General features: G+C 67.3%; 22 protein-coding genes. 8 read left to right on the forward strand and 14 right to left on the reverse strand.

The window, feature by feature from the left end; translation table 11 throughout:
- Positions 1-17 precede the first annotated feature (17 nt).
- Complete coding sequence (locus ACWJI3_RS08735; protein WP_480203464.1) at positions 18-2,870, reverse strand: DEAD/DEAH box helicase; 2,853 nt, start codon at positions 2,868-2,870, stop codon at positions 18-20.
- Positions 2,871-2,932: 62 nt separating this feature from the next.
- Here ACWJI3_RS08735 and ACWJI3_RS08740 point away from each other — a divergent pair, with 62 nt between their 5' ends.
- The 6 genes from ACWJI3_RS08740 (at position 2,933) to bioA (ending at position 7,818) form a co-directional block, all read left to right on the forward strand.
- On the forward strand, positions 2,933-4,150 hold the full coding sequence (locus ACWJI3_RS08740; RefSeq protein ID WP_480203465.1) for an aminotransferase class I/II-fold pyridoxal phosphate-dependent enzyme: 1,218 nt from the start codon (positions 2,933-2,935) through the stop codon (positions 4,148-4,150).
- Positions 4,147-4,839: an alpha/beta hydrolase gene (locus ACWJI3_RS08745; protein WP_480203466.1), complete on the forward strand. Its 693-nt coding sequence runs from the start codon at positions 4,147-4,149 to the stop codon at positions 4,837-4,839. The genes ACWJI3_RS08740 and ACWJI3_RS08745 overlap by 4 nt, the downstream gene beginning before the upstream one ends.
- A complete protein-coding gene (locus tag ACWJI3_RS08750; protein ID WP_480203467.1) occupies positions 4,836-5,648 on the forward strand; it encodes a methyltransferase domain-containing protein in 813 nt (270 codons plus the stop codon). Before ACWJI3_RS08745 ends, ACWJI3_RS08750 begins: the two co-directional genes overlap by 4 nt.
- A 63-nt stretch (positions 5,649-5,711) precedes the next feature.
- Positions 5,712-6,368 (forward strand): dethiobiotin synthase, encoded by a 657-nt coding sequence (gene bioD / locus ACWJI3_RS08755; RefSeq protein ID WP_480203468.1) that lies wholly within the window; start codon positions 5,712-5,714, stop codon positions 6,366-6,368.
- A gap of 9 nt (positions 6,369-6,377) precedes the next feature.
- Positions 6,378-6,533: a hypothetical protein gene (locus tag ACWJI3_RS08760; RefSeq protein ID WP_198948191.1), complete on the forward strand. Its 156-nt coding sequence runs from the start codon at positions 6,378-6,380 to the stop codon at positions 6,531-6,533.
- 19 nt (positions 6,534-6,552) lie between these two features.
- Positions 6,553-7,818, forward strand: a complete 1,266-nt coding sequence (gene bioA, locus ACWJI3_RS08765) for an adenosylmethionine--8-amino-7-oxononanoate transaminase (RefSeq protein ID WP_480203588.1) — start codon at positions 6,553-6,555, stop codon at positions 7,816-7,818.
- A gap of 7 nt (positions 7,819-7,825) precedes the next feature.
- Here bioA and ACWJI3_RS08770 read toward each other — a convergent pair whose 3' ends face one another.
- Complete coding sequence (locus ACWJI3_RS08770) at positions 7,826-8,092, reverse strand: DUF3143 domain-containing protein (RefSeq protein ID WP_094510223.1); 267 nt, start codon at positions 8,090-8,092, stop codon at positions 7,826-7,828.
- The gene (locus ACWJI3_RS08775; protein ID WP_480203469.1) at positions 7,992-8,594 is read right to left on the reverse strand and encodes a J domain-containing protein; all 603 of its coding nucleotides are present in this window, start codon (positions 8,592-8,594) and stop codon (positions 7,992-7,994) included. Before ACWJI3_RS08775 ends, ACWJI3_RS08770 begins: the two co-directional genes overlap by 101 nt.
- A 75-nt stretch (positions 8,595-8,669) precedes the next feature.
- Between ACWJI3_RS08775 and rsmG the strand changes: the two genes are divergently transcribed.
- Positions 8,670-9,428: a 16S rRNA (guanine(527)-N(7))-methyltransferase RsmG gene (gene rsmG, locus ACWJI3_RS08780; RefSeq protein ID WP_480203470.1), complete on the forward strand. Its 759-nt coding sequence runs from the start codon at positions 8,670-8,672 to the stop codon at positions 9,426-9,428.
- Here the strand turns inward: rsmG and ACWJI3_RS08785 are convergent.
- The 6 genes from ACWJI3_RS08785 to ACWJI3_RS08810 all read right to left on the reverse strand — a co-directional run bounded on the left by ACWJI3_RS08785 (position 9,425) and on the right by ACWJI3_RS08810 (position 12,779).
- Positions 9,425-10,639: an aldo/keto reductase gene (locus ACWJI3_RS08785; RefSeq protein ID WP_480203471.1), complete on the reverse strand. Its 1,215-nt coding sequence runs from the start codon at positions 10,637-10,639 to the stop codon at positions 9,425-9,427. The genes rsmG and ACWJI3_RS08785 overlap by 4 nt on opposite strands.
- 32 nt (positions 10,640-10,671) lie before the next feature.
- Positions 10,672-11,040 carry a ferredoxin gene (locus ACWJI3_RS08790; protein ID WP_255140986.1) on the reverse strand — a complete coding sequence of 123 codons (369 nt, stop codon included), beginning with the start codon at positions 11,038-11,040 and terminating at the stop codon, positions 10,672-10,674.
- Positions 11,041-11,128: 88 nt separating this feature from the next.
- A complete protein-coding gene (locus ACWJI3_RS08795) occupies positions 11,129-11,521 on the reverse strand; it encodes a DUF1257 domain-containing protein (protein ID WP_094510220.1) in 393 nt (130 codons plus the stop codon).
- Positions 11,522-11,548: 27 nt separating this feature from the next.
- The gene (locus tag ACWJI3_RS08800; RefSeq protein ID WP_094510219.1) at positions 11,549-11,761 is read right to left on the reverse strand and encodes a DUF2997 domain-containing protein; all 213 of its coding nucleotides are present in this window, start codon (positions 11,759-11,761) and stop codon (positions 11,549-11,551) included.
- Positions 11,762-11,817: 56 nt separating this feature from the next.
- Complete coding sequence (locus tag ACWJI3_RS08805; RefSeq protein ID WP_480203472.1) at positions 11,818-12,633, reverse strand: HEAT repeat domain-containing protein; 816 nt, start codon at positions 12,631-12,633, stop codon at positions 11,818-11,820.
- Positions 12,634-12,653: 20 nt separating this feature from the next.
- The gene (locus ACWJI3_RS08810; protein WP_255099860.1) at positions 12,654-12,779 is read right to left on the reverse strand and encodes a hypothetical protein; all 126 of its coding nucleotides are present in this window, start codon (positions 12,777-12,779) and stop codon (positions 12,654-12,656) included.
- Between the two features lie 63 nt (positions 12,780-12,842).
- On the opposite strand from ACWJI3_RS08810, the gene ACWJI3_RS08815 reads away from it, so the two are divergent.
- The gene (locus ACWJI3_RS08815; protein WP_255099862.1) at positions 12,843-14,129 is read left to right on the forward strand and encodes an AmpG family muropeptide MFS transporter; all 1,287 of its coding nucleotides are present in this window, start codon (positions 12,843-12,845) and stop codon (positions 14,127-14,129) included.
- Positions 14,130-14,295: 166 nt separating this feature from the next.
- Here ACWJI3_RS08815 and rlmN read toward each other — a convergent pair whose 3' ends face one another.
- The 5 genes from rlmN to rpoB all read right to left on the reverse strand — a co-directional run bounded on the left by rlmN (position 14,296) and on the right by rpoB (position 24,915).
- A complete protein-coding gene (gene rlmN, locus ACWJI3_RS08820) occupies positions 14,296-15,375 on the reverse strand; it encodes a dual-specificity RNA methyltransferase RlmN (protein WP_369802961.1) in 1,080 nt (359 codons plus the stop codon).
- Positions 15,366-15,524 carry a high light inducible protein gene (locus tag ACWJI3_RS08825; protein ID WP_255099863.1) on the reverse strand — a complete coding sequence of 53 codons (159 nt, stop codon included), beginning with the start codon at positions 15,522-15,524 and terminating at the stop codon, positions 15,366-15,368. The genes rlmN and ACWJI3_RS08825 overlap by 10 nt, the downstream gene beginning before the upstream one ends.
- Before the next feature lie 3 nt (positions 15,525-15,527).
- Entirely contained in the window at positions 15,528-19,598 is a 4,071-nt protein-coding gene (locus tag ACWJI3_RS08830) for a DNA-directed RNA polymerase subunit beta' (protein ID WP_480203473.1), read from the reverse strand.
- A gap of 61 nt (positions 19,599-19,659) precedes the next feature.
- Entirely contained in the window at positions 19,660-21,564 is a 1,905-nt protein-coding gene (locus tag ACWJI3_RS08835) for a DNA-directed RNA polymerase subunit gamma (protein ID WP_094510215.1), read from the reverse strand.
- 54 nt (positions 21,565-21,618) lie between these two features.
- Complete coding sequence (gene rpoB / locus ACWJI3_RS08840) at positions 21,619-24,915, reverse strand: DNA-directed RNA polymerase subunit beta (RefSeq protein WP_480203474.1); 3,297 nt, start codon at positions 24,913-24,915, stop codon at positions 21,619-21,621.
- Between the last annotated feature and the right edge of the window lie 121 nt (positions 24,916-25,036).

Raw genomic sequence — 25,036 nt, forward strand, 5'->3', positions numbered from 1 at the left:
TATTCCACCCCTTTAGTTCATTCATCTGCAAGCGATGGGGGAGAGGGTGCTGCTGGAATGGTGATGGCTGGATTGGGGGCTGCAGAGGCAGTGGCGCCGGGTAGATCCTGAAGCTCACACACCGGGAAGCGGTTGATGGCATTCAATGCCTTTCGCGCCGTTGTTCTCAGTAGTTCACTGAGGGCTTCGGCGTACGGCACCTGGGCGAGCAGATCCACCGTGCGGCGCAGGATGCGCACCACATCGCCCTCGTCCAGCGAGGTGTTGGCCATCACATCGACCCAGCTGGTACCGGACGCCCAGGCATGCACGAGGCCCATCAGCTCCGGCTCCCACCAGGCCGGAACCACCACAGCCGCCTTCTCCTGCTGGCGCAACAATTCCCGCCGCAGGCCACCAAGGTCGCGCAGAGCTTCCTCCGCCAGCGGTGGCGGGTCGTAGGCACTCCAGAGATCGGGGCGGTTCACCTCGGTGCTGATCGCTTCGAACACGGCGGCCAGTTCGGCCGGACTGAGTTCATCGAGATGGCCGCTCATCAGTGACAGCCCGAGCCAGAGCTCGTTGTCGCCGCGCAGGGCCGCAACGGTGCGGCCCACCTCCGTGGGCACCAGACCATCCGGCCCCGCCAGCGCGCCGAAGAAGCGCAGGATCTCGATCAAGGACAGGAAGGTGTCCCAGTGACGGTTGGAGCGGTGATGAAGCAGCCGCTGCCGCTCCTCGATCTCCGCGTCCAGCTCCTCCATGCGCCGCCGCTGCTTCTTGAGCTGGCGGCGGTCACCCCAGGCGTGAGCAGGGTGACGCTCAAGCTCCGCCTCCAGCTGCTGCACCCGCAGGGCCTGATCGCGCACCTCACCGGCCAAGTCGTACTGGGGTGTGGTCATGTCGTGGCGGCGGGCCATCGAGCCCACCGCCAGCGCCAGACCGCCACTGTGCTGATCGCCATGACGAAGCTCGCCAACGTGGCGCAGCTCCGGGGCCGCGATCGTGGTCACCTGCAGGCAGCTGAGCTCCGCATGCAGGCTCACGACCGCATTGCAGGGCACCAGGATCCAGATGTTGTCGTCAGTGAGGCAGAGCAGCAGCGGAAACTGACCGGGCCCCATGGGTTTCTCCACGATCACCGCCGGGGTGACCCGGCCCCTGAGCTGCGGGCACTTCAGGCTCACGAGCGTCCCTTCGCTGGCGAACTGCAGCGCCAATGTGAGCTCGTGGGCGAGGGTCTCCTCGGCCTGCTGCTGCAGGATCCGCAGCAGCCGGCGCTCCTCGCGCAGGTGGTCGCGTTGTTTCTCATAGGCCTCAAAGGCCTCCCAGGGGACGTCGTCGCCGAGACCCGTGAGCTGCTCCAGCTGCTGGCGCAGTTCAGCGATGCGGGCCTCGTCTTCTAAGAGGTCGATGTTGGCGAGATAGCGGCCGAAGCTTCGCTCAACCAGCTGCCGGGCTTTGGCCAGGTCGTAGCGCTGCAGCAGGTTGAGCACCATGCCGTAGCTGGGCGTGAACTGGCTCACCAAGGGATCCGCAGGGCTGGTGGCCAGCGCCCCCGCCTCACGCACCCCCTCGAAACGGCTCTGCACCGTGACCACATAGCCCTGCACATCGAGGCCACGGCGGCCGGCCCGGCCCGCCATCTGCAGGAATTCGCTGCCCATCAGAGGTCGATGACCCCGCTCGGTGCGCTTGGAGAGCGCAGAAATCACCGTGGTGCGCGCCGGCATGTTGATGCCCGCCGCCAGGGTTTCGGTGGCGAAGACCACCTTCACCAGACCCTGCTGGAACAATTCCTCGATCAGCTCCTTCCAGGCCGGCAGCACGCCGGCGTGATGGGCGGCGATGCCGCGCAGCAGGGCTTCGGCATGGCCCCCCTCCCGCACGGCCTCCGGGGTGACGGCCACAAAGGCGTCGAGACGACGGCGCACCACCTCCGCCTCCTGCGCGTTGAGCAGATTGCTGCGGCCCAGATCCCGCACGGCCTTGTCGCAGCCGCGGCGGCTGAAAATGAAGTAGATGGCCGGAAGCATCTCGCGCTCGGCCAGCTGGGCCACCACGAAAGGCAGCGGCGCCGGCTCCGGCTGGGGCGGCCGGGGTGTTTTGCCCTTGCGGCGATCGCCCTTGGGGGCACGCCACACCTTGCAGTTCGGGTGGAGCCCGGTGCCCTCGTCGTTGAGCAGCGGATGGAGGCCCTTGGCGCTGCAGAAGCTGAAGGCCAGCGGCACGGGCCGGTGGTCGCTCATCACAAGCGTGGTCGGACCGTGCACCCGCTCGATCCAGTCAGTGAGCTGGCCGGCGTTGGCCACCGTGGCCGACAAGGCCACCAGCTGGACCGCCGGTGGGCAGTGGATAATCGACTCCTCCCAGACCGTGCCGCGCTGGCTGTCATTCATGTAGTGGCACTCATCAAGCACCACCGCCTCCACGTCAGCGAGCGGATCGTCGCCCCGATCCACCTCCGCATAGAGCATGTTGCGGAAGATCTCCGTGGTCATCACCACGATCGCCGCTTCCCGGTTCACACTCAGATCGCCGGTCATCAGGCCGACGCGCTCCTCGCCGAACTGCTTGCGGAAATCGCGCAGCTTCTGATTGGAGAGGGCCTTGAGCGGCGTCGTGTAGAAAACGCGCTGCCCGTGGGCCAGCGCCCGATGGATGGCGTATTCGCCCACCAGGGTTTTACCGGAGCCAGTGGGGGCACTCACCACCACCGAATGCCCCTGGTTGAGGGCGTCGATCGCTTCCAGCTGGAAGGTATCGAGCGGGAACGGGAACAGCTCCTCCACCGGAGACACAGGCTTCGGCTCGTGGTGGGGCTCCGGAACAGGCACCGCGGGGGGAACCGTCGTCGCAGCGGACGGAGCGTCGGTACCGGCAGTGAGCATGCAGAGATTCTATGAGCCCCGGCGCGGCTGGGCAGACTGGTGGGCCCCGTGGCCCCCAGTGGGTGGTGAACGTGCTCCCGGCCGGTGATTCTGCCGATCCCCTCAGCTCCCTGTGGCCATCCCTCAGCCGCGTCCCCCCCGACCGGCGCCGGCGGCTGCGCAGCTTTGCCACCACGGCCGGCGGCGGGCTGAAGGCCGTGGTGGGCGCCGGTGAGGCGGCAGCGCCACTGCTGGACCTGGCCAGCAACGACTATCTGGGCTTCAGCCATCACCCCCTTCTGCAGCAGGCAGCCTGCGACGCCATCGCCAGAGACGGCACCGGCTCCGGCGCCTCTCCGCTGGTGACAGGCACCCGGCCGGTGCACACCCTGCTGGCCGAAACCCTCGCCAACTGGCTCGGGCGTGGGCAGGTGCTGCTGTTCCCCAGCGGATTTCAGGCCAATCTGGCGGCCGTGCTCGCCCTCACAGGGCGGCACGGGGTGGTGCTGGCGGACCGGCTGATCCATCACTCGCTGCTGCTGGGGGTGCAGGCCAGCGGCGCCCGCCTGCTGCGGTTCCGCCACAACGACAGCGCCGACCTTGAACGGCGGCTGATCCAGCAACGGACAGCGGAGCCTCAGCGCCAGACGCTGGTGATCACCGAGAGCCTGTTCAGCATGGAGGGCACCAGCCCGGATCTGGCGGCCATCGCCCGCATCTGCCGGCAGCAGAGGGCGCGGCTGTTGGTGGATGAAGCGCACGGGCTCGGCGTGTTGGGGCCGGGCGGACGGGGCCTGGCCCATGGCCTGGCAGGGGTGAGCCTGGTGAGCGGCACCTTCGGCAAGGCCTTCGGCAGCGGCGGCGCCTTTCTGGCGGCTGATGCCCCCCTGGCCGACTGGCTGCTGCAGAGCTCAGGCGCTTTCCGCTACTCCACGGCCCTAGCGCCCTGCCTAGCGGCGGCTGCCCTGGCGGCCCTGGAGCTGCTGCAGCAGGATCCCGGACTGGGGCAGGCCCTGCTGAACCGGGCGGAGCGCTGGCGCTGCGGCCTGGCCGCAGCCGGCTGGCAGCGACCGGAAGGGACCGGGCCGGTGCTGCCGCTGCTGGTGGGCAATGACGGGGCCGCCCTGGCGCTGCAAGCGCAGCTGGAGCGGGCCGGTCTGCTCAGCGTGGCGATCCGCCCGCCCACGGTGCCTGAGGGCACCTCCCGCTTGCGGCTGGTGCTGAGCCGCAGCCTGCCCACCGGCACGCTGGCGCGGTTGCTGGCCGCCCTCGGCACGCCGGTGGCCGGTGGCGGCCGATGAGCGGGCAACTGCTGGCGATGCATGGCTGGGCCGGCGACAGCCGGGCCTGGGAGCCGTGGCGGGCGGCTGCCGAGCCACGCGGCTGGAGCTGGCACTGCGGCGAACGGGGCTACGGACCGCTGCTGCCCCGGATCCCCGCCTGGGAGAACGGATCGCCCCCCGGCAGGCGCGGTGTGCTTGTCCATTCACTCGGGCTGCACTTATTGCCTCCAGCCGTGCTGGCCTCCGCCGATGCGGTGGTGCTGCTGGCGAGCTTCGCGGCCTTCGTGCCGTCAGGGAGGGAAGGCCGCCCCCTGCGCGCTGCCCTGGCCGGCATGGAAGCGCGGCTGGCCGGCGGGCAGGCCGCGGACCTGCTGGCGGACTTCCTTCGCCAGGCGGCAGCACCCGATCCCGCCGACCTGCTGCCACCGGGCCCGGGGAGCGAGCCACTGACGGCAGCGGGCATCGAGCGCCTGCGCAGCGATCTGGACCTGCTGGGGCGGGTCGACAGGCTGCCGGCAGCGTTTCCACTCGCAGCCCGGGTGCTGCTGGTGGAAGCCGAGGATGACCGGATTGTCGCCGCCGCCAGCCGGGCCGCCCTGCGCCGGGCCGTGCCCGCGGCCACCATCTGGCAGATCGCCGGAGCGGGCCACAGCCTGCTGCGCGCGCCCCTGATCGAGCCGGTGCTCAGCTGGCTGGAGGCGCCATGACCCTGCAGGAGCAGGTGCGCAAGGCGTTCGGCCGCCACGCCGGTACCTATGAGCAACGGGCCAGCCTGCAGCGGGCGGTGGCCTGGCGGCTGGCCCGCCACTGCCGCGAGCTGCCGTTGGTTGCCGGCCCCTGCGCCGACCTCGGCGCCGGTAGCGGCCTGCTGAGCAGGGCGGTGCAGCAACTGCGGCCGTCACTTCAGCCCCTGCGCCTCGACCTCTGCGCCGAGCTGCTGCACCAAGGGGCAAGGGACGGGGGGGAATCGCTGCTGTGGGACCTCAACACCGGCCTGCCGCCCCAGCTGGAGAACGCCTCGTTGCTGGTGTCGAGCTTTGCGTTGCAGTGGCTCGAGTGCCCGCAGGATCAGCTGGAGCACTGGTGCCGCCGCCTGGCCCCGGGCGGCTGGCTGGTGCTGGCGGTGCCCACGGCCGGCAGCTTCCCCCAGTGGCTCCAGGCGGCGGCGGGGGCGCGGGGGCCCTGCAGCGCCCTGCCGCTGCCCGATGCCGGCGCCTTGGTGCGTGGCGCCCAGCGCCACCTGAAGCTCAAGGCACAGCGGCGCCTGCGCTTCAGCCGCTTCGCGCCGACGGCGCTCACCTTTCTGCGGCAGATCCAGGCGCTCGGTGCCGGCAGCACGCCTGCGGCGCCACTCACACCCGGCCAGTGGCGCCGGCTGGAGGCCGCCTGGCCGGCGGAGCCCGCCCTGAGCCCAGCCGGCCGGCCGCGCAAGCTCCTCACCTGGGAGGTGCTGGTGCTGATCGGTCAGCGGCCCGCTCCCAGCCCGTGGCGCCAGGCTGGCACTGTGGCGTCATGAAGCAACCCCGGCAGGAGGCAGCAAGCTCATGCACCAGCAGCATCTGAACGAGGCAGCACGTTCATGAAGCAGCAACTGATCGTCTGCGGCACGGACACCGACGTGGGCAAGACGGTGGTCAGCGCCCTGCTGACCCTGGGGCTGGGCGCCCACTACTGGAAGCCGGTGCAGTGCGGGCTCGAGGACGGCGGCGACCGTGACCGGGTGGGCCGGATGCTGGGGCTGACCGCCGCGCAGATCGAGCAGCGATTACTGCCGGAGGCCTACCGCTTCGCCGCGCCGGTCTCGCCCCACTGGGCTGCCGAGCTGGAAGGGGAGCATCTCGAGCGGGAGCGGCTGGATCTTCCCGCCGTGGACGGACCGTTGGTGGTGGAAACGGCCGGCGGGCTGCTGGTGCCCCTGCGCCGTGACCTGATGCAGATCGATCAGATCCAGCGCTGGGGGTTGCCGGTGGTGCTGGTGGCCCGCAGCGGACTGGGCACCCTCAACCACACGCTGCTGTCGGTCGAGGCGCTGCGGAGTCGCCAGATCCCCCTGCTGGGCCTCGTGCTCAACGGCCCCCCGCATGCCGACAATCCCGGCACCTTGCGCGAGCTGAGCGGTGCGCCGCTGCTGGGCTGCCTGCCGCCGCTGCCGCTGCTGGGCGCCGCCGCGCTGGCCGAGGCCTGGGAGACCAGCGGCCTCAGCAGCGGCCTCAGCAGCGCCCTCGGCGCCCCGTAACCTTGGCGCATGACCCGAAAGCACGCGCTGGTCAGCACTGTGGTGGCAGCGATCTGCACCGCCGTGCTGGTGATCTTCACCGACATCGAGATCTCGGTGGTGCGGTGGGTGAACTGCGGCCCCCTGGCCGCCGAAGGTGAGCGCGAAGCCCGCCGCTGCCGGTGAAGGCCGCCGTTCCTGCCCGATGAGCTGGCATCCCCATCTCTGGCATCCGACCACCCAGGTGGCCACGAGCGAGCCGCCGCTGCGGGCTATGCGCGGCCGGGGCGCCCTGCTGGAACTCGATGACGGCCGCCAGTTGATCGACGCGATCAGTAGCTGGTGGGTGACCTTGCACGGGCATGCCGAGCCCACGATCGCGGCAGCGGTGGCCAGCCAGGTGGCGGAGCTTGAGCAGGTGATCTTCGCCAACTTCAGCCATCCCCAGGCCGAGCAGCTGGCCACAAGCCTCAGCGCCGCCAGCGGGCTGGAGCGGCTGTTCTTCTCCGATGACGGCTCCACGGCCGTGGAGGTGGCCCTGAAGATCGCCTGGCAGTGGTGGCTGAATCGTGGCGAGGACCGCCCGCAGTGGATCGCCTTTGACGGGGCCTACCACGGCGACACCTTCGGGGCGATGGCGATGGGGGAGCGGTCCCTGTTTTCGGCGCCCTTCGACCCGCTGCTCTGCCCGGTGGCGCGGGCCCCCTGGCCCTCCACCTGGTGGCACGATCCGCTGGTGGCAGAGAAGGAAGAGGCAGCGTTGCAGGCGCTCGAAAGCCTGCTGAAGCGTCCCACGGCGGCGGTGATCCTGGAGCCGCTCGTGCAGGGGGCCAGCGGCATGGCGATGGTGCGTCCCGGCTTTCTCCAGGCGGTGGAGCAGCGGGTGCGCCAGGCGGGCGCCCTGCTGATCGCCGACGAGGTGATGACCGGCTTCGGCCGCACCGGCGCGCTGTTCGCCTGCCGCAAGGCGGGGATCCGCCCCGACCTGGTGGCGCTTTCTAAAGGCCTCACCGGAGGCTTCCTGCCGATGGGGGTGACCCTGGCCAGCGAGCAGCTTTACCAGGGGTTCATCAGCGGGGACCCCACCCACACCTTCTTCCACGGCCACAGCTTCACGGCCAACCCACTGGGCTGCGCCGCGGCCAACGCCAGCCTGGCTCTGCTGGCCGGAGCTCCGGAGCGGTATGCGGGCTTCGAAGCGCGGCACCGGCCGCATCTCGAAGCGCTCGCCGCCGATCCGCGCGTGGAGCGGCCGCGCCTGTGCGGCACCATCGCCGCCTTCGACCTCAAGGTGGCCGACCCCGGCTACCTGAACCGCAGCGGGCGGGTGCTGCAGCGCCTGGCGCTGGAACAGGGCGTGTTCATCAGGCCCCTGGGGCAGGTGGTCTATCTGCTGCCGCCCCTGTGCCTCACTGACGACCAGCTGGCCCACTGCTACGCCGTGATCCAGGAGGGTCTGGCCGCCCTGTGAGCGCGGCTCAGGGCCCGGCCAGGATCGCTGATTCCACATCGGCGCGGGTGAGGCCATAGGGAAACAGCCGCACCGTGCTGCGCCCGTCCTGGTGCCAGGTCACGCGGATGTCCTCGACCGCGAACTCGATCAAGGCACTCCAGTGCGGCTGATGAAGATCCCAGGAGCTGCGGTCACTGCGGCTGGGGCTCGCTCCCAGCTGCCGCAGCCATTGCTCCAGGGCCGGCAACGGATGGTTGTAGAGGGGCGTCTGAAGCGGAGGCAGGGCGTTCATCCCCAGCGGTATCGCCGGATGGAGGGGCAGTCTGCACGGACACGGGCAACACCAGCAGATCAACTCCCCGCCACCAGGCCAGACCGAGCCCCAGCACCAGGCTGCACACCAGGGCGGCACCGAGCAGCACCAGCGCGAACCACTCACCGCCCGAAAGCGCCCGGCGTGCGGAGAGGGCGCGCTGCCCAGCGGGAACCCCCAGGCCGGGGGCGGCGGGGGCGGCCGTGGCCTTCTGGAGCGCTGCGGCTTTCTGCAGCTGCAGCAGCCGCAGCTGCCGGTCGTAGGCGTGGCGACTGTCGGGGTCGCTGAGGGTGGTGTAGGCCGCCTGCAGGCGCTGAAACTGCTGCTCTGCTTCTGCAGCCGGCAGAGTGGTGGTGTCGGGGTGGTACAGCTTGCTCAAGGTGCGGAACGCCAGGCGCAGCTCCTGAGCCGTCGCCGTGGTCGACAGACGCAGCAACTGGTAGTGGGTCTGCCCCCCTCCTGGACGTTCGCCTGCAGCCACCAAGCCCGCACCGGGTCTGCGAGATCCTAGAGATCTCAGTCGGTTCTGCCGGCGCGGATGGTGACCTCCTAGGGAATGAACGCTCCGCTCGATCCCCTCAGCCCCCCGGTACAGGCCAGAGACCTGACCTCGATCTGGCCCGCACTCGGCTGGCAACCCGACGCGGCGCAGTTGGGCGCACTCGAAGCGCTGCAGCAGGAGCTGCGCCAGTGGAATGGCCGCCTCAACCTCACCCGGCTGGTGGAGGGCGACGACTACTGGATCGCCCAGGTGTTCGACAGCCTCTGGCCCTGGCGCTCCCTGCTATGTAGCCCGGCGGCGCCGCTGCAGCTGGTGGACGTGGGCACCGGCGGCGGCTTCCCCGGCCTGGTGCTGGCGATCGCCCTGCCCCAGGCGCGGCTCACCCTGGTGGATTCGGTGGGCCGCAAGGCGGCGGCCGTGCAGGCGATGGCCGCCGCGCTGGATCTGGGGGAGCGGGTGGTGGTGCGGTGCGAGCGGGCGGAGCTCACGGGCCACAGCCGTGATTGCCGCGGCCGCTTCGACTGGGCCCTGGCCCGCGCCGTAGCCGCGGCGCCGGTGGTGGCCGAATATCTGGTGCCGCTGCTCAGGCCCGGGGGCCAGGCGCTGCTCTACCGGGGCCAGTGGGGCTCCGAAGACCAGCAGGCCATGGAGCGGGCCGTGCTGCCCCTGAGGGCGGAGCTGCGGCGGGTGGAGCGGCAGGAGCTGCCGTCAGGCCGTGGTGTGCGCCATGCCGTGGTGGTGGCTTCCACTGGACCGTGCCCCAGGCTCTACCCCCGTCCCGTGGGCGTGCCCGCCAAGCTGCCGCTGGGCTAGGCGGCCGCCTCCCCGGCCATCAGCCGCTGGTGCGGGGTACCTCCGAGCCGACGGCGCAGTCGGCGCAGCAGCTCGGGGATCTGGGCGGCCCAGGGGCTGGCCCTGAGAGCCGCCAACAACGCCGCCTCGCTCACCTCGGCATCGAGGGCATCGGCATTGGCACCGGGGAACCAGTGCCCCCCCTGCCCCAGCAGGCCGTAGCGAGCGCGGCCGAAGCTCTCGAGGTCCCAGGCTTCCAGCAGGTTGTACAGCCAGAGCAGCACCGGCACGTTGATGCCACCGGGGGTGTCGCTCCAGTCGGGCAGCCCCTCCTGCCAGCTGGCCAGCCAGGCAGCGCCGAGCGCGTCGAGCCGCGCTTGTTCCAGCCGCTCCAGCACCGGCGGCAGCAGCTGATCAGCCTCGGGGAGCCGCTGCACAGCCTCCAGGTGCAGGTCGAGGTCCTGGGGGCAGGCCGCTCCGACGCTGAGTGTGTGCACGTCGGCGTTGGCGAGGCAGAAAAGATCGTTGAACACGATCGGATGCAGTGGCGCGCACAGCTCACACAGCCGCTCCGAGGGGCTGTGCAGGTGCCCCCCCTTGTCGGTGGGGCTGATCAGGAACACGCCCATGTCTTGGCGGCGGGCGGCCTCGATCGCCGCGCTGTTCTGCTGGCGGATGAAATACCAGTGCAGGTTGATGTAATCGAAGGCATCACTTTCGATCGCCTCCAGGATCAGCGGCAGCGGAGCATGGGTGGAGAAGCCGACAGAGCCGAGCCTGCCGTCGCGCTGCCAGCGGCGCACCACCTCCAGGCAGCCGCCCGGGCGCAGGGTCTGCTGCAGGTGCTCCGGCAGGTTGACGCCATGGATGGCCAGCAGATCGAGCCGCTCCACCTGGAGCCGCGCACAGCTGAGTTCCAGCTCGGCCTCGAAGGCGGCGGGATCCTCGTGCGGCGGCACCTTGGTCTGGAGGATGCGCTGCGGATCCGGCGTGGGCCCCAGCAGCCAGCCCAGCTGCCGTTCAGAGGTGCCGTAGTGGCGCGCCGTTTCGATGTGATGCAGGCCATGGGCGCGGGCCCGCTTCAGGGTGGCCGCCACATTCGCCTGGCTGGCCGGGGTGATCTGGTCGCCGGGAAGGTCGCTCCAGCTCTGCTGGTAGCGCATGCCGCCGAGGGAAAGCACCGGCATGGGCAGACCGGTGCGGCCGAAACGGCGCGTGGGGATGGGCGGCATCACCGGTGCTGCTGCGGGACGGGTGGGGAGATTCAGGGCCGCGGCAGGGTGCGCTTGACCCGTGCCGCGCAGGGCAGGCCCAGAGGGTGAAGCTCCTGCTGGCGCAGTTGCTCCTCCAGCGCCGGGATCTCCTCGTAGGCCACCCAGTGAATGCAGTCGACCGGGCAGGTATCGATCGCTTCTTGAATCGTCTCGGTGCTATCACCGTCCTGACGGATCGCACGTGAGCGTCCCCACAGGGGCTCCACCAGAAAGGTGTTGCCGGCCACGTGGGCACAGTAACGGCAGCCGATGCAAACGGCCTCGTCGACCCAGACGGCCCGCTGACGCAGACGCCCGCCCAGCAGCGGTTCACGCCCGGTGGGCACAGGGCGTGCCGTGGCCGCGGCCGTGAAAGCCAGCGAAGGATCAGCAGCTGCAGCAGCGCCCGGGACTGCAGCAGAGCCGGTGGCTGCCGTGGCGGACTCGGGCCGGTCAGGCGGCACGGACTCAGGCGTCCCAGCGGGACACGACCAACTCGATGCTGCCGTCGACGGCCTGGGTCTGCTCCGTGACCTGGAAGCCTTCCGCTGCCGAAGCGGCAAGAATGGAACGGAGTGCGTAGCGCTGGGTGACCTGGGCCAGGAAGCGCTCCACAGGCACGGGCTGCTTCCACAGATCGAGGTCGGTCACCAGCTCGTAGCTGTTGCTGGTGGCATTCCAGCGGAAGCCGATGTCGCCGCCACCGCTTTGCGCCACGCAAAGGTCGGCGAGGACGGTCTGGCCGCGATAGCCGCGCACCGGACGCTCGCTCGGATCGGGCTCATGGCCGAGATCACGCAGGGCGCCGAGAAGGGCCTCACGGTCGCGGAGCTCGGTCTTGACGGTGCTGAAGTGCGACATCGAAACAGGGGGCGAACGGTGAAGGGTTCAGGCGGAACGCTGCTCGACCGGCAAAGCCGCCGAGGAGGTCTGGATCTGGCTCTGGAAGGCTTCCGCCGTGCTGCTGCGTTGCTGAACGCTGCCGAGGCTGGATTCGATCCGCTCGGTCAGCTGCTGGCAGCCCTCACCACGAAATCCCTGGACCAGCTCCTCGACGGTGCCGTCGGGCCGGATGCGAAATCGGATGGTGTGCTGAGCCATCCTGCGGCAGAAAGCGTGGCCGGATGCTAGCCGGATCGATCAAACCGTGCGGCGCTTCAGTTCAGCAGGCCCTCATCGACCAGTGTCTGCAACCGTTCCAGCACGGAGGGATCCTCCAGTTGCTCCAAGGCCACGCGGGCCTCGTCGCGCACGGTGGCGTCGTTGTCGTTCAGCAACACGTCCACAAGCACACCCACCAGCTCCGACTGGCGTGGGGGGACGAGATGGTCGTACAGGCGGCCGAGTGACCAGGCGCTGTTGCTGCGCACCACCGGCTCGCTGTCGATCCGCAGACTCAGCAGCAGCTGGGCAGCCGCCTGATCCGCCTTGGCCGCTCCCGTGCTGCCGGCGTCAGCCAGCGACCCGGCTGCCCACAGACGCACGGCGGCGATGTCGAGCTGAAGCGCCCGGATCAAGGGGTTGAGCACCGGCGCTTCCGGGTAATTGCCCAGGCTCCAGGCCACCGCCTTGCGCACGTAACCGTTGGCATCGTCCTGAAGGAGGGCCAGCAAGGGCTCCACCGCCCGCGGATCGGGGTTGCGCCCGAGGGCGTACACCGTGCTCATCCGCAGGATCGGGCAGGTGGAAGCCAGCAACGGCAGCAGCCGTGGCACGGCGCGGGGATCGCGGTGTTCGCAGAAGATGCGCAGCCCCTGCATGCACTGGTCGTGGCTGCCGGCCAGCAGCTCCAGGCCCAGATCGCACTCAGCGGCGATGTCGCCCTGGCCAGGCTCGAGCGTGTCGATGGCATCAAGCGGATCGAGAGCCAGTTCCTGAGCCAGCTCACCGGCCAGCAGCTCCGGATCGAACGCCAGTTCCGCCGGGCTCCTTGAGAACGGCGGCACGGATTCGCTGCTGGCTTCGTCTTCCATGGGCACCAGACTGCCCCTCCTCATCCAATCGGCGCAGGCGCTGCCATGTCGCCGGGAAGCCAGATCCTCGCACTCACGGCGAACAGGGCCAGGCCGAAGAGCAGCACGATTCCGGCCGGCAGCAGGGTGGAGCGAAAGAACGACACTGAAAGTCCTGGTGGTGTTGGCATTCTGAAGGCATAGGGTTCGCCCAGTCGTGAACGGGACCCTTGCCGCCTGTTTCCAGCCCTGCCCCAACCGTTCCGTCCTGGCGCCGGCTTGTGGCCGTGGCGGCCGCCGGTGTGGCCAGCGGTGCTCCATACATGGTGGGCAGCCGCCTGCTGCAGGGCTGGCTGAGCGCCAGCCAGGTTCCGCTGGGGTTGATCGGCCTGATTCCCCTGGCCGAATTGCCCTACACCTTGAAGCTGTTCTGGGCGCCGCTGCTGGATCGCTGGCCGATCCCCTGGCCCGACCGGCGCCGGGGCTGGTTGGTGCTGCTGCAGCTGGTGCTGGTGGTGGTCACCGCCGCGATGGCACTGCTGCGGCCGAGCACCGACGCCACCAGCCTCGCCGCCATCGGCGTGATGGCGCTGGTGCTGGCGATCTGCAGCGCCACCCAGGACATCGCCGTGGATGCTTACCGGACCGACCTGCTGTCGGAACTGGAGCGGGGGCCCGGTGCGGCCGCCGCCTCGCTGGGCTACCGGGCGGCGATGCTGGCAGTGGGGGCAGGGGGATTCCTGCTGGCCGGGCGCTTCGGCTGGCCGGCGGCCTTTCTCGGCTCGGCGGTGCTGATCGCCGCCATGCTGCCGTTCACCCTGACGGCACCGCGGCTGCCCGCCATCGACCATCCGGTCACCAGCCTGCGCCAGGCGGTGCTGGGCCCAGCCCGGGAATTCCTGCGGCGCAGCGGCCCGAACCGCTCCTGGCAACTGCTGCTGCTGGTGCTGCTCTACCGCTGGCCGGATGGCCTGCTGAGCGCCATGGCGATCCCGTTCCTGACCAGCCAGGGCTTCAGCCCCGCCGACATCGGCCTGGTGCAAGGCGGCTGGGCGGTGGCCGCCACGATGGCGGGCACGGTGCTGGGGGGCGTGCTGTTCAGCCGGCTGGGCATGAACCGCTCCCTGTGGCTGTTCGCCGTCGCCGGGGCGCTCGGCAATCTCAGCTACTGGGCACTCGCCCAGTTCGGCGGCGGGCTGGCAGGGCTGATCACGGTGGTGAGCCTGGAGAATCTCTCCGGCGGGATGGTGGGCGCGGTGTTCGTGGCCCTGCTGATGAGCCTCTGCAACCCGCGCTTCTCCGCCACCCAGTACGCCCTGTTCTCCGGCGTCTACGCCATGAGCCGCTCGGTGCTGGCGGCACCCGCCGGGCTCGTGGCCGAGCGGGCGGGATGGGGACCGTTCTTCCTGTTCACCGTGGCGGCAGCGCTGCCGGCCTTCCTGCTGATGCTTCAGCTCACGCCCTGGAGCGAAGCGGAAGCCCGCGGGGCGTTCGATCCCTCCCGCGATGCCACCTGACGGGTGACCCACGGTCGTTGTTTGCTGGGGGTGAGAGCGGCCCTGATCCAGCGGCTTCAGAGTGCCTGGGTGAGGCCGTCTGCAAAAGACGCGCTGGCATGCCGTACAACGGCGGCGCGCCTGTCTCATCCGCGCGCCACAGCGGAGTGGCCTCAGGGGAAAGGCCTCAGCCGGTCGGTGCCAACCGTCGCCGCAGTTGCCCGCAGGCGGCGTCCTGATCCAACCCCCGACTGGCCCTGACGCTCACGGCCACATGGCGGTCCTGGAGGGCACGCCGGAAGGCCTCGACCCGCTCCAGGCTGGGGCGTTGGAACTCCTCTTCCTCAATCGGGTTGTAAGGGATCAGATTCACGTGGCTCTGGAAACCGCGCAGCAGCTGGGCCAGGGCCACCGCCTGACGCGGGTGGTCGTTGAGCCCGCCCAGGAGGATGTACTCGAAGCTCACACGCCGACCGGTCAGAGCCACGTAGCGGCGGCAATCGTCCAACAGCCGTTCGAGTGGGTAGGCGCGGGCCGTGGGGATCAGCTGCTCCCGCAGCGACTGATCAGGTGCATGCAGGCTTACCGCCAGGGTGAACTGGGCGCGGCCGAGCCGTTCGAGGGCCCGCTCGGCCAGCTGCGGCAAGGTCTGGGCGACCCCAACGGTGCTCAGGGTGATCTGGCGCTGGGCCATGCCGAGATCAGTGCACAGGCAGTCGATCGCGCCGAGCACGGCCTCGATGTTGAGCAGCGGCTCACCCATGCCCATGAACACCACATGGCTGGGGCGCTCCCCCATCACCTCGCGCACCGTGAGCACCTGATCAACGATTTCATGCACCGCCAAGGAGCGATCAAGGCCAGCCTTGCCTGTGGCGCAGAAGCGGCAGGCCATCGGGCAGCCCACCTGGCTGGAGACGCAGACCGTGAGCCGGTCCCGGCTGGGGATGCCGACGGTTTCGAGGCTCAGCCCATCGGCGGTGGCCAACAACAGTTTGGTGGTGCCGTCGCTGGCCACGCTGCGAATCAATTCGCGCGAACGGCCGATCGGATCGGCCTGCTCGACGTCGGGATTGCCGCCGAGCCGCTCACGCCAGAGCTTCGGCAGCACGGTGACATCGGCAAAGCGCCGGGCGCCCTTCGCGTAGATCCACTCGTGGAGTTGGCGGCCGCGGAAGGCGGGCTGGCCCTGGGCCACCGCCCAGGCTTCCAGGGCCTCAAGCTTGAGGCCCAGCAAGGGAACTGTGGGAGGAGCCGTCAGGGCCACACCAGCAGGCCATGACCCAGCTTCCACTCCACGGCCAGCAGAACGATGAAGCCAAGCATGGCGAGGCGGCCGTTCAACAGCTCGGTGTGGTGGTGGAAGCCGAAGCGCGGCAGGCGGCGCTGCGGGACGATCGGGGGTTGGAGAACCATGGATCAGTCGTCGCTCAGGAGACCTTCTTCCAGCAATCCTTCCACGGCGGCCGGATCAGGAATCAGCTCCTCTTCCAGACCTTCCTCGACACTGGGCCGGGCGAAGGCGGCAAAGGTGCTGGCCGTGGCTTCGATGCCCCGCTTGCTGCGCACCGCATCGAGCTCGTCCTCGGAGGGGTCATCGAGCACCGCGGGGGCGGCGACAGCCGTGGCTGCCGGCATCTCCACGGTGTAATCGGGACGCAGGTTGGCCACGCGGCGGTAACCGCCGGACTCCTCATCAAGGATGTCGGGATGGGGGCCGGCTTCGCTGCGCAGCTCTTCCTCGAAACCACCGAAACCAGTACCGGCGGGGATGAGCCGACCAATGATGACGTTCTCCTTGAGCCCGCGCAGCCAGTCGCTCTTGCCTTCGATCGCTGCTTCGGTCAGCACCCTGGTGGTTTCCTGGAAGCTGGCGGCAGAGATGAAGCTGTCGGTGTTGAGCGACGCCTTGGTGATACCCAGCAGCACTGGTGTGAACTCCGCGGGAGCGCCACCGGTGATCGCCATCGCCTGGTTCACCTGCTCCACCTGGCGCAGTTCGATCAGTTCGCCCGGCAGCAGGGTGGTGTCACCGGCATCTTCGATGCGCACCTTGCTGGTCATCTGACGGACGATGACTTCGATGTGCTTGTCGTCGATGGTGACGCCCTGGGATTTGTACACGTTCTGCACTTCCTGCACCATGCGGAACTGAAGCTTGGAGATGGCTTCCTGAGCCGCTTCCATCGAAGGCTTGCGGGAACGCAGATCCTCGAAGTAGCACTCGAGCAGTTCGTGTGGGTTGATCGGGCCGTCGGTGAGCATCTCACCGGCACTCACCTGCTGCGCGTCGTTGACCATGGCATTGCGGCCATGGGAGAGCTGATAGTCGGTCTGGGCATCGTCGGATTCGATCACCGTCACCGTCACAGTGTCGTCGTCTTCTCCCTGCTTGATCTGCACCGTGCCCGACCTGCGCGAGAGCACCGCTGATTCACGTGGACGGCGGGCTTCGAGCAGTTCTTCGATGCGGGGCAGACCCTGAACGATGTCACCCGTTTTCTGGCGCTCAAACACCAGCAGCGCCAGAGCATCACCGCGCTGCACCAGTTCACCGTCGCGGACGTGCAGGACCGAATCGGGGGACACCATGTAGGGGCGGCCGAGACGGATCGTGATCGTGCTGCCGCTGATCGCCTCCACCTGACCGCAGCAGTCGGCGCGGATGCCTTCGGCGAGGAGCTCACCATCGACGAGGCGCTGACCGACCGTGACAGCGATGGCGGCCGAGCCGCAGTCGACGTCTTTGGTGTCGTGAGCACGCTCGACGATCAGACGGCGGACGGGCTCCCCATCCACCGGGTCAGGCAGCTGAACCAGGCCGTTCTCCTTGCAGAGGATCTGGGTGGTGGCGACCACGTCGCCGCTCTTGACGGCCATGCCGTCCTCCACCTGGAGCTTGGTGTGGGTGGAGCCGTGGCTGGCGTCGGAGAGGGTGTCGCGGCGCACGAGCAGGGTTTCGAGAATCACCAGCTGCAGGCGTTCGATCGTCTTGGCACGTTTGTCGGGCACCACTTCCACATCCACCGTCATCTGGGGGGTGGTGTCGAAGGTTTCAAGAATCAGCTGGGTGCGCAGCAGTTCCACGCCCTCCACCGACTTGATCACATCACCGTCTTTGTAGGTGAGACGCTGGGTGGCTTTGAGACCGAGCGACGGTCCGCCGTTCTGCTTGATCGTGCCCAGTTCAGGCAGGTGGGCCTGATCGGGAATGGTGTATTCCTCAACTGGACGCAGCAGCAGCGCCCCTCCTTCGGGAGTATCCACTGCCTCGACATACACCATCGCCTCGGTGACAAGGCCCGGAGCGATTTCCTCCCCAGGATTGTGCAGCTTGCCTTCATCGGCGTAGCGGCCCAGCACCTTGCTGTCCGAGACGAGGTGGAGAGTGCCGGAGCGAACGATGATCTCGCGAAGGATGTCGTTCTTCTGGGTGACGGTGACGATGCCAGCGATCTGGCTGAAGATGTCCTTGACGACTTCAGTGCCGGCTTCAATCCACTGGCCGTCCTCAATCATCAACAGGGAGATGTCCTTGTTGATCTCATGGGTTTCGGTGGGAATCCACAGCAGGGTGCCGCCTTTGGACACCTCGTAGCCGTTCTTGGCCGACCGGGCCTTTTTGATCGAGAGGCCGGGGGCGTACTTCACCATGCCGCCCGTCTGGGTGCGGAAGCGGTCATCGGCCAGCTCGGCAATCACTTCGCCGGTGCCGATCTTGCTGCCAGGGTGGGTGCGCACCACGTAGCGGGAATTGTCTTTGCCTTCCAGGTGCCAGGTTTCCCCCGAATGGGTGGATTCATGCACCAGCTTGCAATCCTTGAGGGTGAGGCTGGCGGTGACGATCTGCACTTCACGCGAATCGCCCGCCGATTCCCGCAGGCGCACAGCGCCACCGTGCTCACTGACGAGCCGGCTCTCGGCGAGCACATCGCCGGTGGTGACGGGCTTGTTGCCGGCCACCACGGGCTGGGCATTGGGAGGAAGGTTGTACACATCGCCGGCCAGCACCCACATCCGGCCCAGGCGCTGAGCCTTGAGGGTGATGTTGCCCTGGCGGTCGGTGACTTCCCGAGGTTGGATCACATCCTCATAGCGCACCTGCCCGGCCAGGTCACAGATCACGTCTTTGGTTCCCTTCTCCACGCTCTTCTTGACGGACGTGCCGGCCGAGATCTGGGCCAGGACCGTGTCGGCCGGGATCGATTGGCCGTTGGAGACGAACAGGATGGAGCCGCCAGTGACATCCACCTTCTGCACCTTGCCCTTGGCGCTCGGAATCACCGAAAGGGTGAAATCGGTTTCGGCGATCTGAGCCTCCACGCCATGGGGCGTGCGGTGCTGACGCACCCGGGCCTTGGGGCCGAATTCCGCCACCCCTTCCAGCAGCGAGCGCACCACGCCGGTTTCGGCCGTGGACACACCACCGGTGTGGAAGGTGCGCATGGTGAGCTGGGTGCCGGGCTCACCGATCGACTGAGCAGCGATGATGCCGACGGCTTCACCCAGGTCCACCAGCTGGTTGTGGGCCAGAGCCCAGCCGTAGCACTTGCGGCAAACCGAACGGGCGGCCTCACAGGTGAGCGGAGAGCGCACCAGCACGGTGCGCACACCGGCGGCTTCGATCAGCGCCGTGATCGGCTTATCGATTTCGCCATCACGCTCGACCAGCACCTCGCCGGAGGAAGCCACCACAGGCTCCGCAGCCAGGCGGCCGACCAGCTTGGCCTGGAAACGGCCTTTTTCATCGGCCTGAATGGGGATGCCACGGGTAGTGCCGCAGTCGTCTTCCCGCACGATCACGTCCTGGGCCACGTCCACCAGACGGCGGGTGAGGTAGCCGGAGTCGGCGGTACGCAGAGCCGTGTCCACCAGACCCTTGCGGGCGCCGTAGGACGAGATCACGTACTCGGTGACCGTGAGCCCTTCGCGGAAGTTGGTGCGGATCGGCAGGTCGATGATCTCCCCCTGAGGGTTGGCCATCAGGCCGCGCATGCCCACCAACTGCCGCACCTGGGACATGTTGCCCCGGGCGCCGGAGTTGGCCATCATCCAGACGGAGTTGAGCGGGTCGTTGTCGTTGAAGTTCTTCTTGACTTCCTCGACCAGACGCTCGTTGGTTTCAGTCCAGGTGTCGATCACCTTGGTATGGCGCTCCACCTCAGTGATTTCGCCGAGCCGATAGCGCTCTTCGGTATCGGTGATCTGCTGCTCGGCTTCCTCGAGGAGGCGCACCTTCTGCACCGGAATCCGCAGATCTTCCACCGAGATTGAAACGGCCGCCTGGGTGGCGTAGTGGAAGCCAAGGTCCTTCAGCTCATCCGCCATCGAGGCGGTGGCCGCTGTGCCGTGGTGCTTATAGGCCCACGCCACCAGGTTGCGCAACGCCTTCTTGTTGATCTCCTTGTTGATGAAGCGGGGGGCTTCTTTGGTCAGGGGAGCGTTGCGGCGACCCTGATCGGACGTGGAGGTGGAAGGTGTGCTGGTCATGGGGGGGCGCGGAGGAAGGCGGGTGGAGGAGGGCAGAAACAACTCGGGCGGAACTGAGCCTTCAGACGGCGGCCACCGCATCGATGATGGTGACGTTCATCACGACGCGGCCGACAGTGGTGAGCAGGTAGCGGCTGATGAGAGCACCGTCTTCATCGAAGCGGTCGCGGCGGTATTTCCATTGCTCGATGCGGGTGCCATCGCTGAGCGTTTCCTGCTTGAGGGGAACATCACTTTCGTCCTCGTCGTCGATCTCACCGGAGAAGCGAACCCACACCCAGTTGTGCAGGGCGAGGTGCTTCTCATCGAAGGCATTGAGCACATCTGCCAGGCCAGCGAAGGTACGGCTCCTGTCACCGAAGGCCGGCTTCGCCTCATTGCGATCGAGAGCCGTGAGGTAGTAGATGCCCAGCACCATGTCCTGGGAGGGGGTGATGATCGGCTCGCCGGTGGCCGGCGAAAGAATGTTGTTGCTGGCCAGCATCAACATGCGAGCCTCCGTCTGAGCTTCGATCGCCAGTGGCACGTGCACGGCCATCTGGTCACCGTCGAAGTCGGCGTTGAACGCAGGGCACACCAGCGGGTGCAGCTGGATGGCGCGACCATCCACCAGCTTGGGCTCGAACGCCTGAATGCCGAGACGGTGCAGCGTGGGGGCCCGGTTCAGCAGGATCGGGTGACCTTCAATCACCTCCTGAAGCACCTGCATCACTTCGTCGTCGGCGCGCTGAATCAGCTTCTTGGCCGCCTTGATGTTATTGACGATGTTCTGACGGATCAGCCGGTGGATCACGAACGGCTGGAACAGCTCGATCGCCATCTCCTTGGGCAGACCGCACTGATGCATCTTCAGCTTGGGGCCCACCACGATCACGGACCGGCCGGAATAGTCGACCCGTTTGCCCAGCAGGTTCTGGCGGAAGCGCCCCTGTTTGCCCTCAATGATGTCGCTGAGGGACTTGAGCGGCCTGTTGTTGGCGCCCACCACGGTGCGGCCCCTGCGGCCGTTATCGATCAGGGCATCGACAGCCTCCTGCAGCATCCGCTTTTCGTTGCGGACGATGATCTCGGGAGCCAGGATCTCCTGCAGCCGCGCCAGGCGGTTGTTGCGGTTGATGACCCGGCGGTAGAGATCGTTGAGGTCGGAGGTGGCGAAACGGCCACCGTCGAGCTGCACCATCGGGCGCAGATCCGGCGGAATCACGGGGATGGCATCAAGCACCATCCACTCCGGCCGGGCATTGGTGGCGATGAAGTTGTCGATCACCCGCAGGCGCTTGATCAGCTTGGCCCGCTTCTGACCCTTGCTGCCGGCGATGTCTTCGCGGAGCTGTTCAGCGATCTCGGTGAGGTTGAGATCGACAAGCAGCTGCTTGAGAGCTTCCGCACCGATGCCCACGATGGGCTCGTTCTCGATCTCCGAGTCCTCGGCGTAGATCTGATCCTCGATCTCCAGCCACTCATCTTCCGTGAGCAGTTGCTTGTAGGTGAGGTCCTTGTGGTCGCCCTTTTCGAGCACCACGTAGCAGTTGAAATAAACGATCTGCTCCACATCCCGCAGGGGCATGTCCAGCAGGATCGCCACGTAGCTGGGGATCCCCTTCAGATACCAAACGTGCGACACCGGAGCCGCCAGCTTGATGAAGCCCATGCGGTGACGACGCACCCGGCTCTCGGTGACCTCCACCCCGCAGCGCTCACAGACGATGCCGCGGTGGCGCACCCGCTTGTACTTGCCGCAATGGCACTCCCAATCCTTGGAAGGGCCGAAGATCTTTTCGCAGAACAGCCCGTCCATCTCGGGCTTGAGCGTGCGGTAGTTGATCGTCTCAGGCTTGGTGACTTCACCGACCACCTGACCGTTCGGCAGGGTGCGTTGCCCCCACTGCATGATCCGCTCGGGGGAAGCGAGCGTGATCTTGACGTAATCGAAGTGGTTTTCGGTGCGGAGGTTGCTGTTGGTCATGGCCGGGGTGTCGCGCGGACGTCAAGGAGTACGGAACGGATCAAGCGTGGATCTTCAGTCGTCGTCGAAATCCGCGACGCCGAGCGACTCGTAGGTGGGCCGGTTGGGGGTGCTGCGGCGAGGATTGACGTCCTGCATGAGGTCAACCTCGACGCCTTCGTCGGTGTACACCGCGATGTCCAGACCCAGGGACTGGAGCTCGCGCATCAGCACCTTGAACGACTCAGGTGTGCCGGGGCGAGGGATGGGCTTGCCCTTGACGATGGCGTTGAGCGCCTCGTTGCGGCCCTGCATGTCGTCGGACTTGACGGTGAGCAGCTCCTGCAGCGTGTAAGCAGCGCCGTAGGCCTCCAGGGCCCAGACCTCCATTTCCCCAAGCCGCTGGCCGCCCTGTTGGGCTTTGCCGCCGAGAGGCTGCTGGGTGACGAGCGAGTAAGGGCCGGTGGAGCGGGCGTGGATCTTGTCGTCGACAAGGTGCACCAGCTTGAGGATGTGGGCATAGCCCACGGTGACCGGTTGGTCGAACTTCTCGCCGGTGCGACCGTCGATCAGCTGGATCTTGCCGGGGTTCTCGGGGTCATAGACCCAGTCTTTGCCGGGTTGATTGGCAGCTTCTTCGAGGTACTTCTGCACGGTGTTCTTGGAGGTTTCATCCCCGTGCATCTCATCGAAGGGCACCACCTTCACACGGCAGCCCAGGTGGGAGGAAGCCCAGCCCATCAGGCACTCGAACACCTGGCCGACGTTCATCCGGGAGGGCACACCCAGCGGGTTCAGCACGATGTCGATGGGGGAACCATCGGGCAGGTAGGGCATGTCTTCGCGGGGAAGAATGCGGCTGATGATGCCCTTGTTGCCGTGGCGACCGGCCATCTTGTCGCCCACCTGAATCTTGCGGCGCTGGGCCACATAGACGCGCACCACCATGTTCGCGCCCGGCGGCAGTTCATCGCCCTGCTCGCGGGTGTAGATGCGCACGTCCACAACGCGGCCCCGTTCGGTGTTGGGCACCCGCAGAGAGTTGTCGCGAACATCGCGAGCCTTCTCACCGAAGATCGCACGCAGCAGCTTCTCTTCCGGCGGCTGATCGGATTCCCCTTTGGGTGTGACCTTGCCGACGAGGATGTCACCCGATTCGACATAAGCGCCGATACGGATGATGCCCATTTCATCGAGATTACCGAGGCTCTCTTCCGCCACATTGGGGATTTCCCGCGTGATCTCCTCGGGTCCGAGCTTGGTCTGGCGGGCTTCGATCTCGTACTTCTCGATGTGCACCGAGGTGTAGAGGTCGTCCTGCACGAGCCGTTCGCTCACCAGGATGGCGTCTTCGTAGTTGTAGCCCTCCCAGGGCATGTAGGCGATCAGCACGTTCTGGCCCAGGGCAATCTCACCGCCCTCGCAGGCAGATCCATTCGCCAGCACCTGGCCGGCGATCACCGCATCGCCCTGCTTGACGATCGGGCGCTGGTTCAAGCAGGTGTCCTGGTTGGAGCGCTGGTACTTCTGCAGCAGGTGGGGATGGTCGACACCGTCGACATCGCGGATCACGATCGCCGTGGCATCCACGAAGGTGACCACACCGTTGACACGGGTGATCGGCACCATGCCGGAGTCGCGCGCGACCTGGGTTTCAAGACCAGTGCCCACCAGCGGCCGCTCGGGCCGGAGCAGGGGGACCGCCTGACGCTGCATGTTCGAGCCCATCAGGGCACGGTTGGCGTCGTCGTGCTCCAGGAAGGGGATCAAGGAGGTGGCCACCGAAATCACCTGCACCGGCGACAGCTGGACGTAGTCCACCTGGGTGGGTGGAACGGTTTCGAAATCCTGGCGGTAGCGGACCGGAACCAGTTCGGCCTGAATGCGTCCCTCGGCGTCGGTGGCCACGTCGCCAGGAGCAACGCGACACTCGTCTTCGAGGTCGGCGGAGAGATAGATCGGGTTGCCCTGCTTCAGGACGATGCCATCCTCAACGCGCCAGAAGGGAGTTTCGATGAAGCCGTATTCGTTGACCCGCGCGTGGGTGGCGAGCGAGCCGATCAGACCGGCGTTCGGCCCTTCCGGAGTTTCGATCGGGCAGATGCGGCCGTAGTGGGAGGGGTGAATGTCACGCACGGCAAAGCCGGCGCGCTCCCGCGTGAGGCCCCCAGGGCCGAGGGCGCTGATGCGGCGTTTGTGGGTGAGCTCGGCCAGAGGATTGGTCTGGTCCATGAACTGGCTGAGCTGACTGGAGCCGAAGAACTCCTTGATCGCCGCCACCAGGGGCTTGGGGTTCACCAGCTGAGCCGGGGTGAGCGACTCGGTCTCACCGACGGTCATGCGCTCCTTGATGATCCGCTCCAGCCGGTTGAGGCCGACGCGCACCTGGTTCTGGAGCAGCTCGCCCACCGAGCGGACACGGCGATTGCCGAGGTGATCGATGTCGTCGACTTCGTAGCCGGGCTGTCCCAGCTGCAGGCCGATCAGGTAGTCAAGGGTGGAGAGCAACTCCTCCTTGGTGAGCACCCGGGTTTCGTCGGGAACCGTGAGCCGGAGCTTCTTGTTGATCTTGTAACGGCCGACCCGGCCGAGGTCGTAGCGCTTGGCATCGAAGAAGCGGGAATCCAGCAACTGCTGGCCACCGCTTACCGACGGGGGCTCGCCTGGACGCAGCTTCTTGTAGAGCTCCAGCAGAGCCTGATCCTGGGAGGTGATCAGCTCGACGTTGGTGGCTGTTTCGATCGTCTTGCGGTAATAGTCGGGGTGCCGCAGTTTGTCGAGCACGTCGACGTCTGAGAGGCCCATGGCCCGCATCAGCACGTGAGCGTTGATCTTGCGGGTCTTGTCGACCCGGACGTGCATGAGCTCGTTCTTATCGGTTTCAAACTTCAGCCAGGCACCGCGGTTGGGGATGACACTGGCGTTGTAGGTCTTGCGGCCGGTCTTGGGGTCGGGCTCTTCCTTGAAGTAGACGCCGGGGCTGCGCACGATCTGGTTGACGATCACGCGCTCAGCGCCGTTGATGATGAAGGTGCCGCGCTCGGTCATCAGCGGCAGCTCACCGATAAAGACCTCCTGTTCCTTGATCTCACCGGTTTCCTTGTTGACCAACCGGCAGGTGACATACATCTGCGAGGCGAACGTGGCGTCACGACGCTTGGCGTCTTCCACGTCATGGCGGGGGCGCTTCAGCCGGTATTGATCGCCGACGAAATGCAGCTCAAGCTTTCCCGTGTAGTCGGTGATCGGGGAGAAGCTGTCGAGCTCCTCGATCAGGCCTTTCTCCAGGAACCATTTGAAGCTCGCCCTCTGTACCTCCACGAGATCGGGTAGGTAAGTGGCGGTCTTGGCGACCTGGATCGCGCTGCTCATGCGGGGACCTGCAGTACGGAGGGGGAGGAGTGACCTGGAACGGGGGCGTCAGCGGCTTGAAATGCCCTGGGGCTCAAGGCAAGGGGGAATGAGCCGCCTGCGCGCTGGAAGCGGGCGGATC

This window comes from Marcopretia estuarina LEGE 06307 (assembly GCF_056633115.1).

What these genes read in the sequence shown, in the direction of transcription:
- ACWJI3_RS08735 (WP_480203464.1), bottom strand. Translation starts at nt 2,870, where the DNA reads ATGCTCACTGCCGGTACCGACGCTCCGTCCGCTGCGACGACGGTTCCC.
- ACWJI3_RS08745 (WP_480203466.1), top strand. Translation starts at nt 4,147, where the DNA reads ATGAGCGGGCAACTGCTGGCGATGCATGGCTGGGCCGGCGACAGCCGG.
- ACWJI3_RS08750 (WP_480203467.1), top strand. Translation starts at nt 4,836, where the DNA reads ATGACCCTGCAGGAGCAGGTGCGCAAGGCGTTCGGCCGCCACGCCGGT.
- bioD (WP_480203468.1), top strand. Translation starts at nt 5,712, where the DNA reads ATGAAGCAGCAACTGATCGTCTGCGGCACGGACACCGACGTGGGCAAG.
- ACWJI3_RS08760 (WP_198948191.1), top strand. Translation starts at nt 6,378, where the DNA reads ATGACCCGAAAGCACGCGCTGGTCAGCACTGTGGTGGCAGCGATCTGC.
- bioA (WP_480203588.1), top strand. Translation starts at nt 6,553, where the DNA reads ATGAGCTGGCATCCCCATCTCTGGCATCCGACCACCCAGGTGGCCACG.
- ACWJI3_RS08770 (WP_094510223.1), bottom strand. Translation starts at nt 8,092, where the DNA reads ATGAACGCCCTGCCTCCGCTTCAGACGCCCCTCTACAACCATCCGTTG.
- rsmG (WP_480203470.1), top strand. Translation starts at nt 8,670, where the DNA reads ATGAACGCTCCGCTCGATCCCCTCAGCCCCCCGGTACAGGCCAGAGAC.
- ACWJI3_RS08785 (WP_480203471.1), bottom strand. Translation starts at nt 10,639, where the DNA reads ATGCCGCCCATCCCCACGCGCCGTTTCGGCCGCACCGGTCTGCCCATG.
- ACWJI3_RS08795 (WP_094510220.1), bottom strand. Translation starts at nt 11,521, where the DNA reads ATGTCGCACTTCAGCACCGTCAAGACCGAGCTCCGCGACCGTGAGGCC.
- ACWJI3_RS08800 (WP_094510219.1), bottom strand. Translation starts at nt 11,761, where the DNA reads ATGGCTCAGCACACCATCCGATTTCGCATCCGGCCCGACGGCACCGTC.
- ACWJI3_RS08805 (WP_480203472.1), bottom strand. Translation starts at nt 12,633, where the DNA reads ATGGAAGACGAAGCCAGCAGCGAATCCGTGCCGCCGTTCTCAAGGAGC.
- ACWJI3_RS08825 (WP_255099863.1), bottom strand. Translation starts at nt 15,524, where the DNA reads ATGGTTCTCCAACCCCCGATCGTCCCGCAGCGCCGCCTGCCGCGCTTC.
- ACWJI3_RS08830 (WP_480203473.1), bottom strand. Translation starts at nt 19,598, where the DNA reads ATGACCAGCACACCTTCCACCTCCACGTCCGATCAGGGTCGCCGCAAC.
- ACWJI3_RS08835 (WP_094510215.1), bottom strand. Translation starts at nt 21,564, where the DNA reads ATGACCAACAGCAACCTCCGCACCGAAAACCACTTCGATTACGTCAAG.
- rpoB (WP_480203474.1), bottom strand. Translation starts at nt 24,915, where the DNA reads ATGAGCAGCGCGATCCAGGTCGCCAAGACCGCCACTTACCTACCCGAT.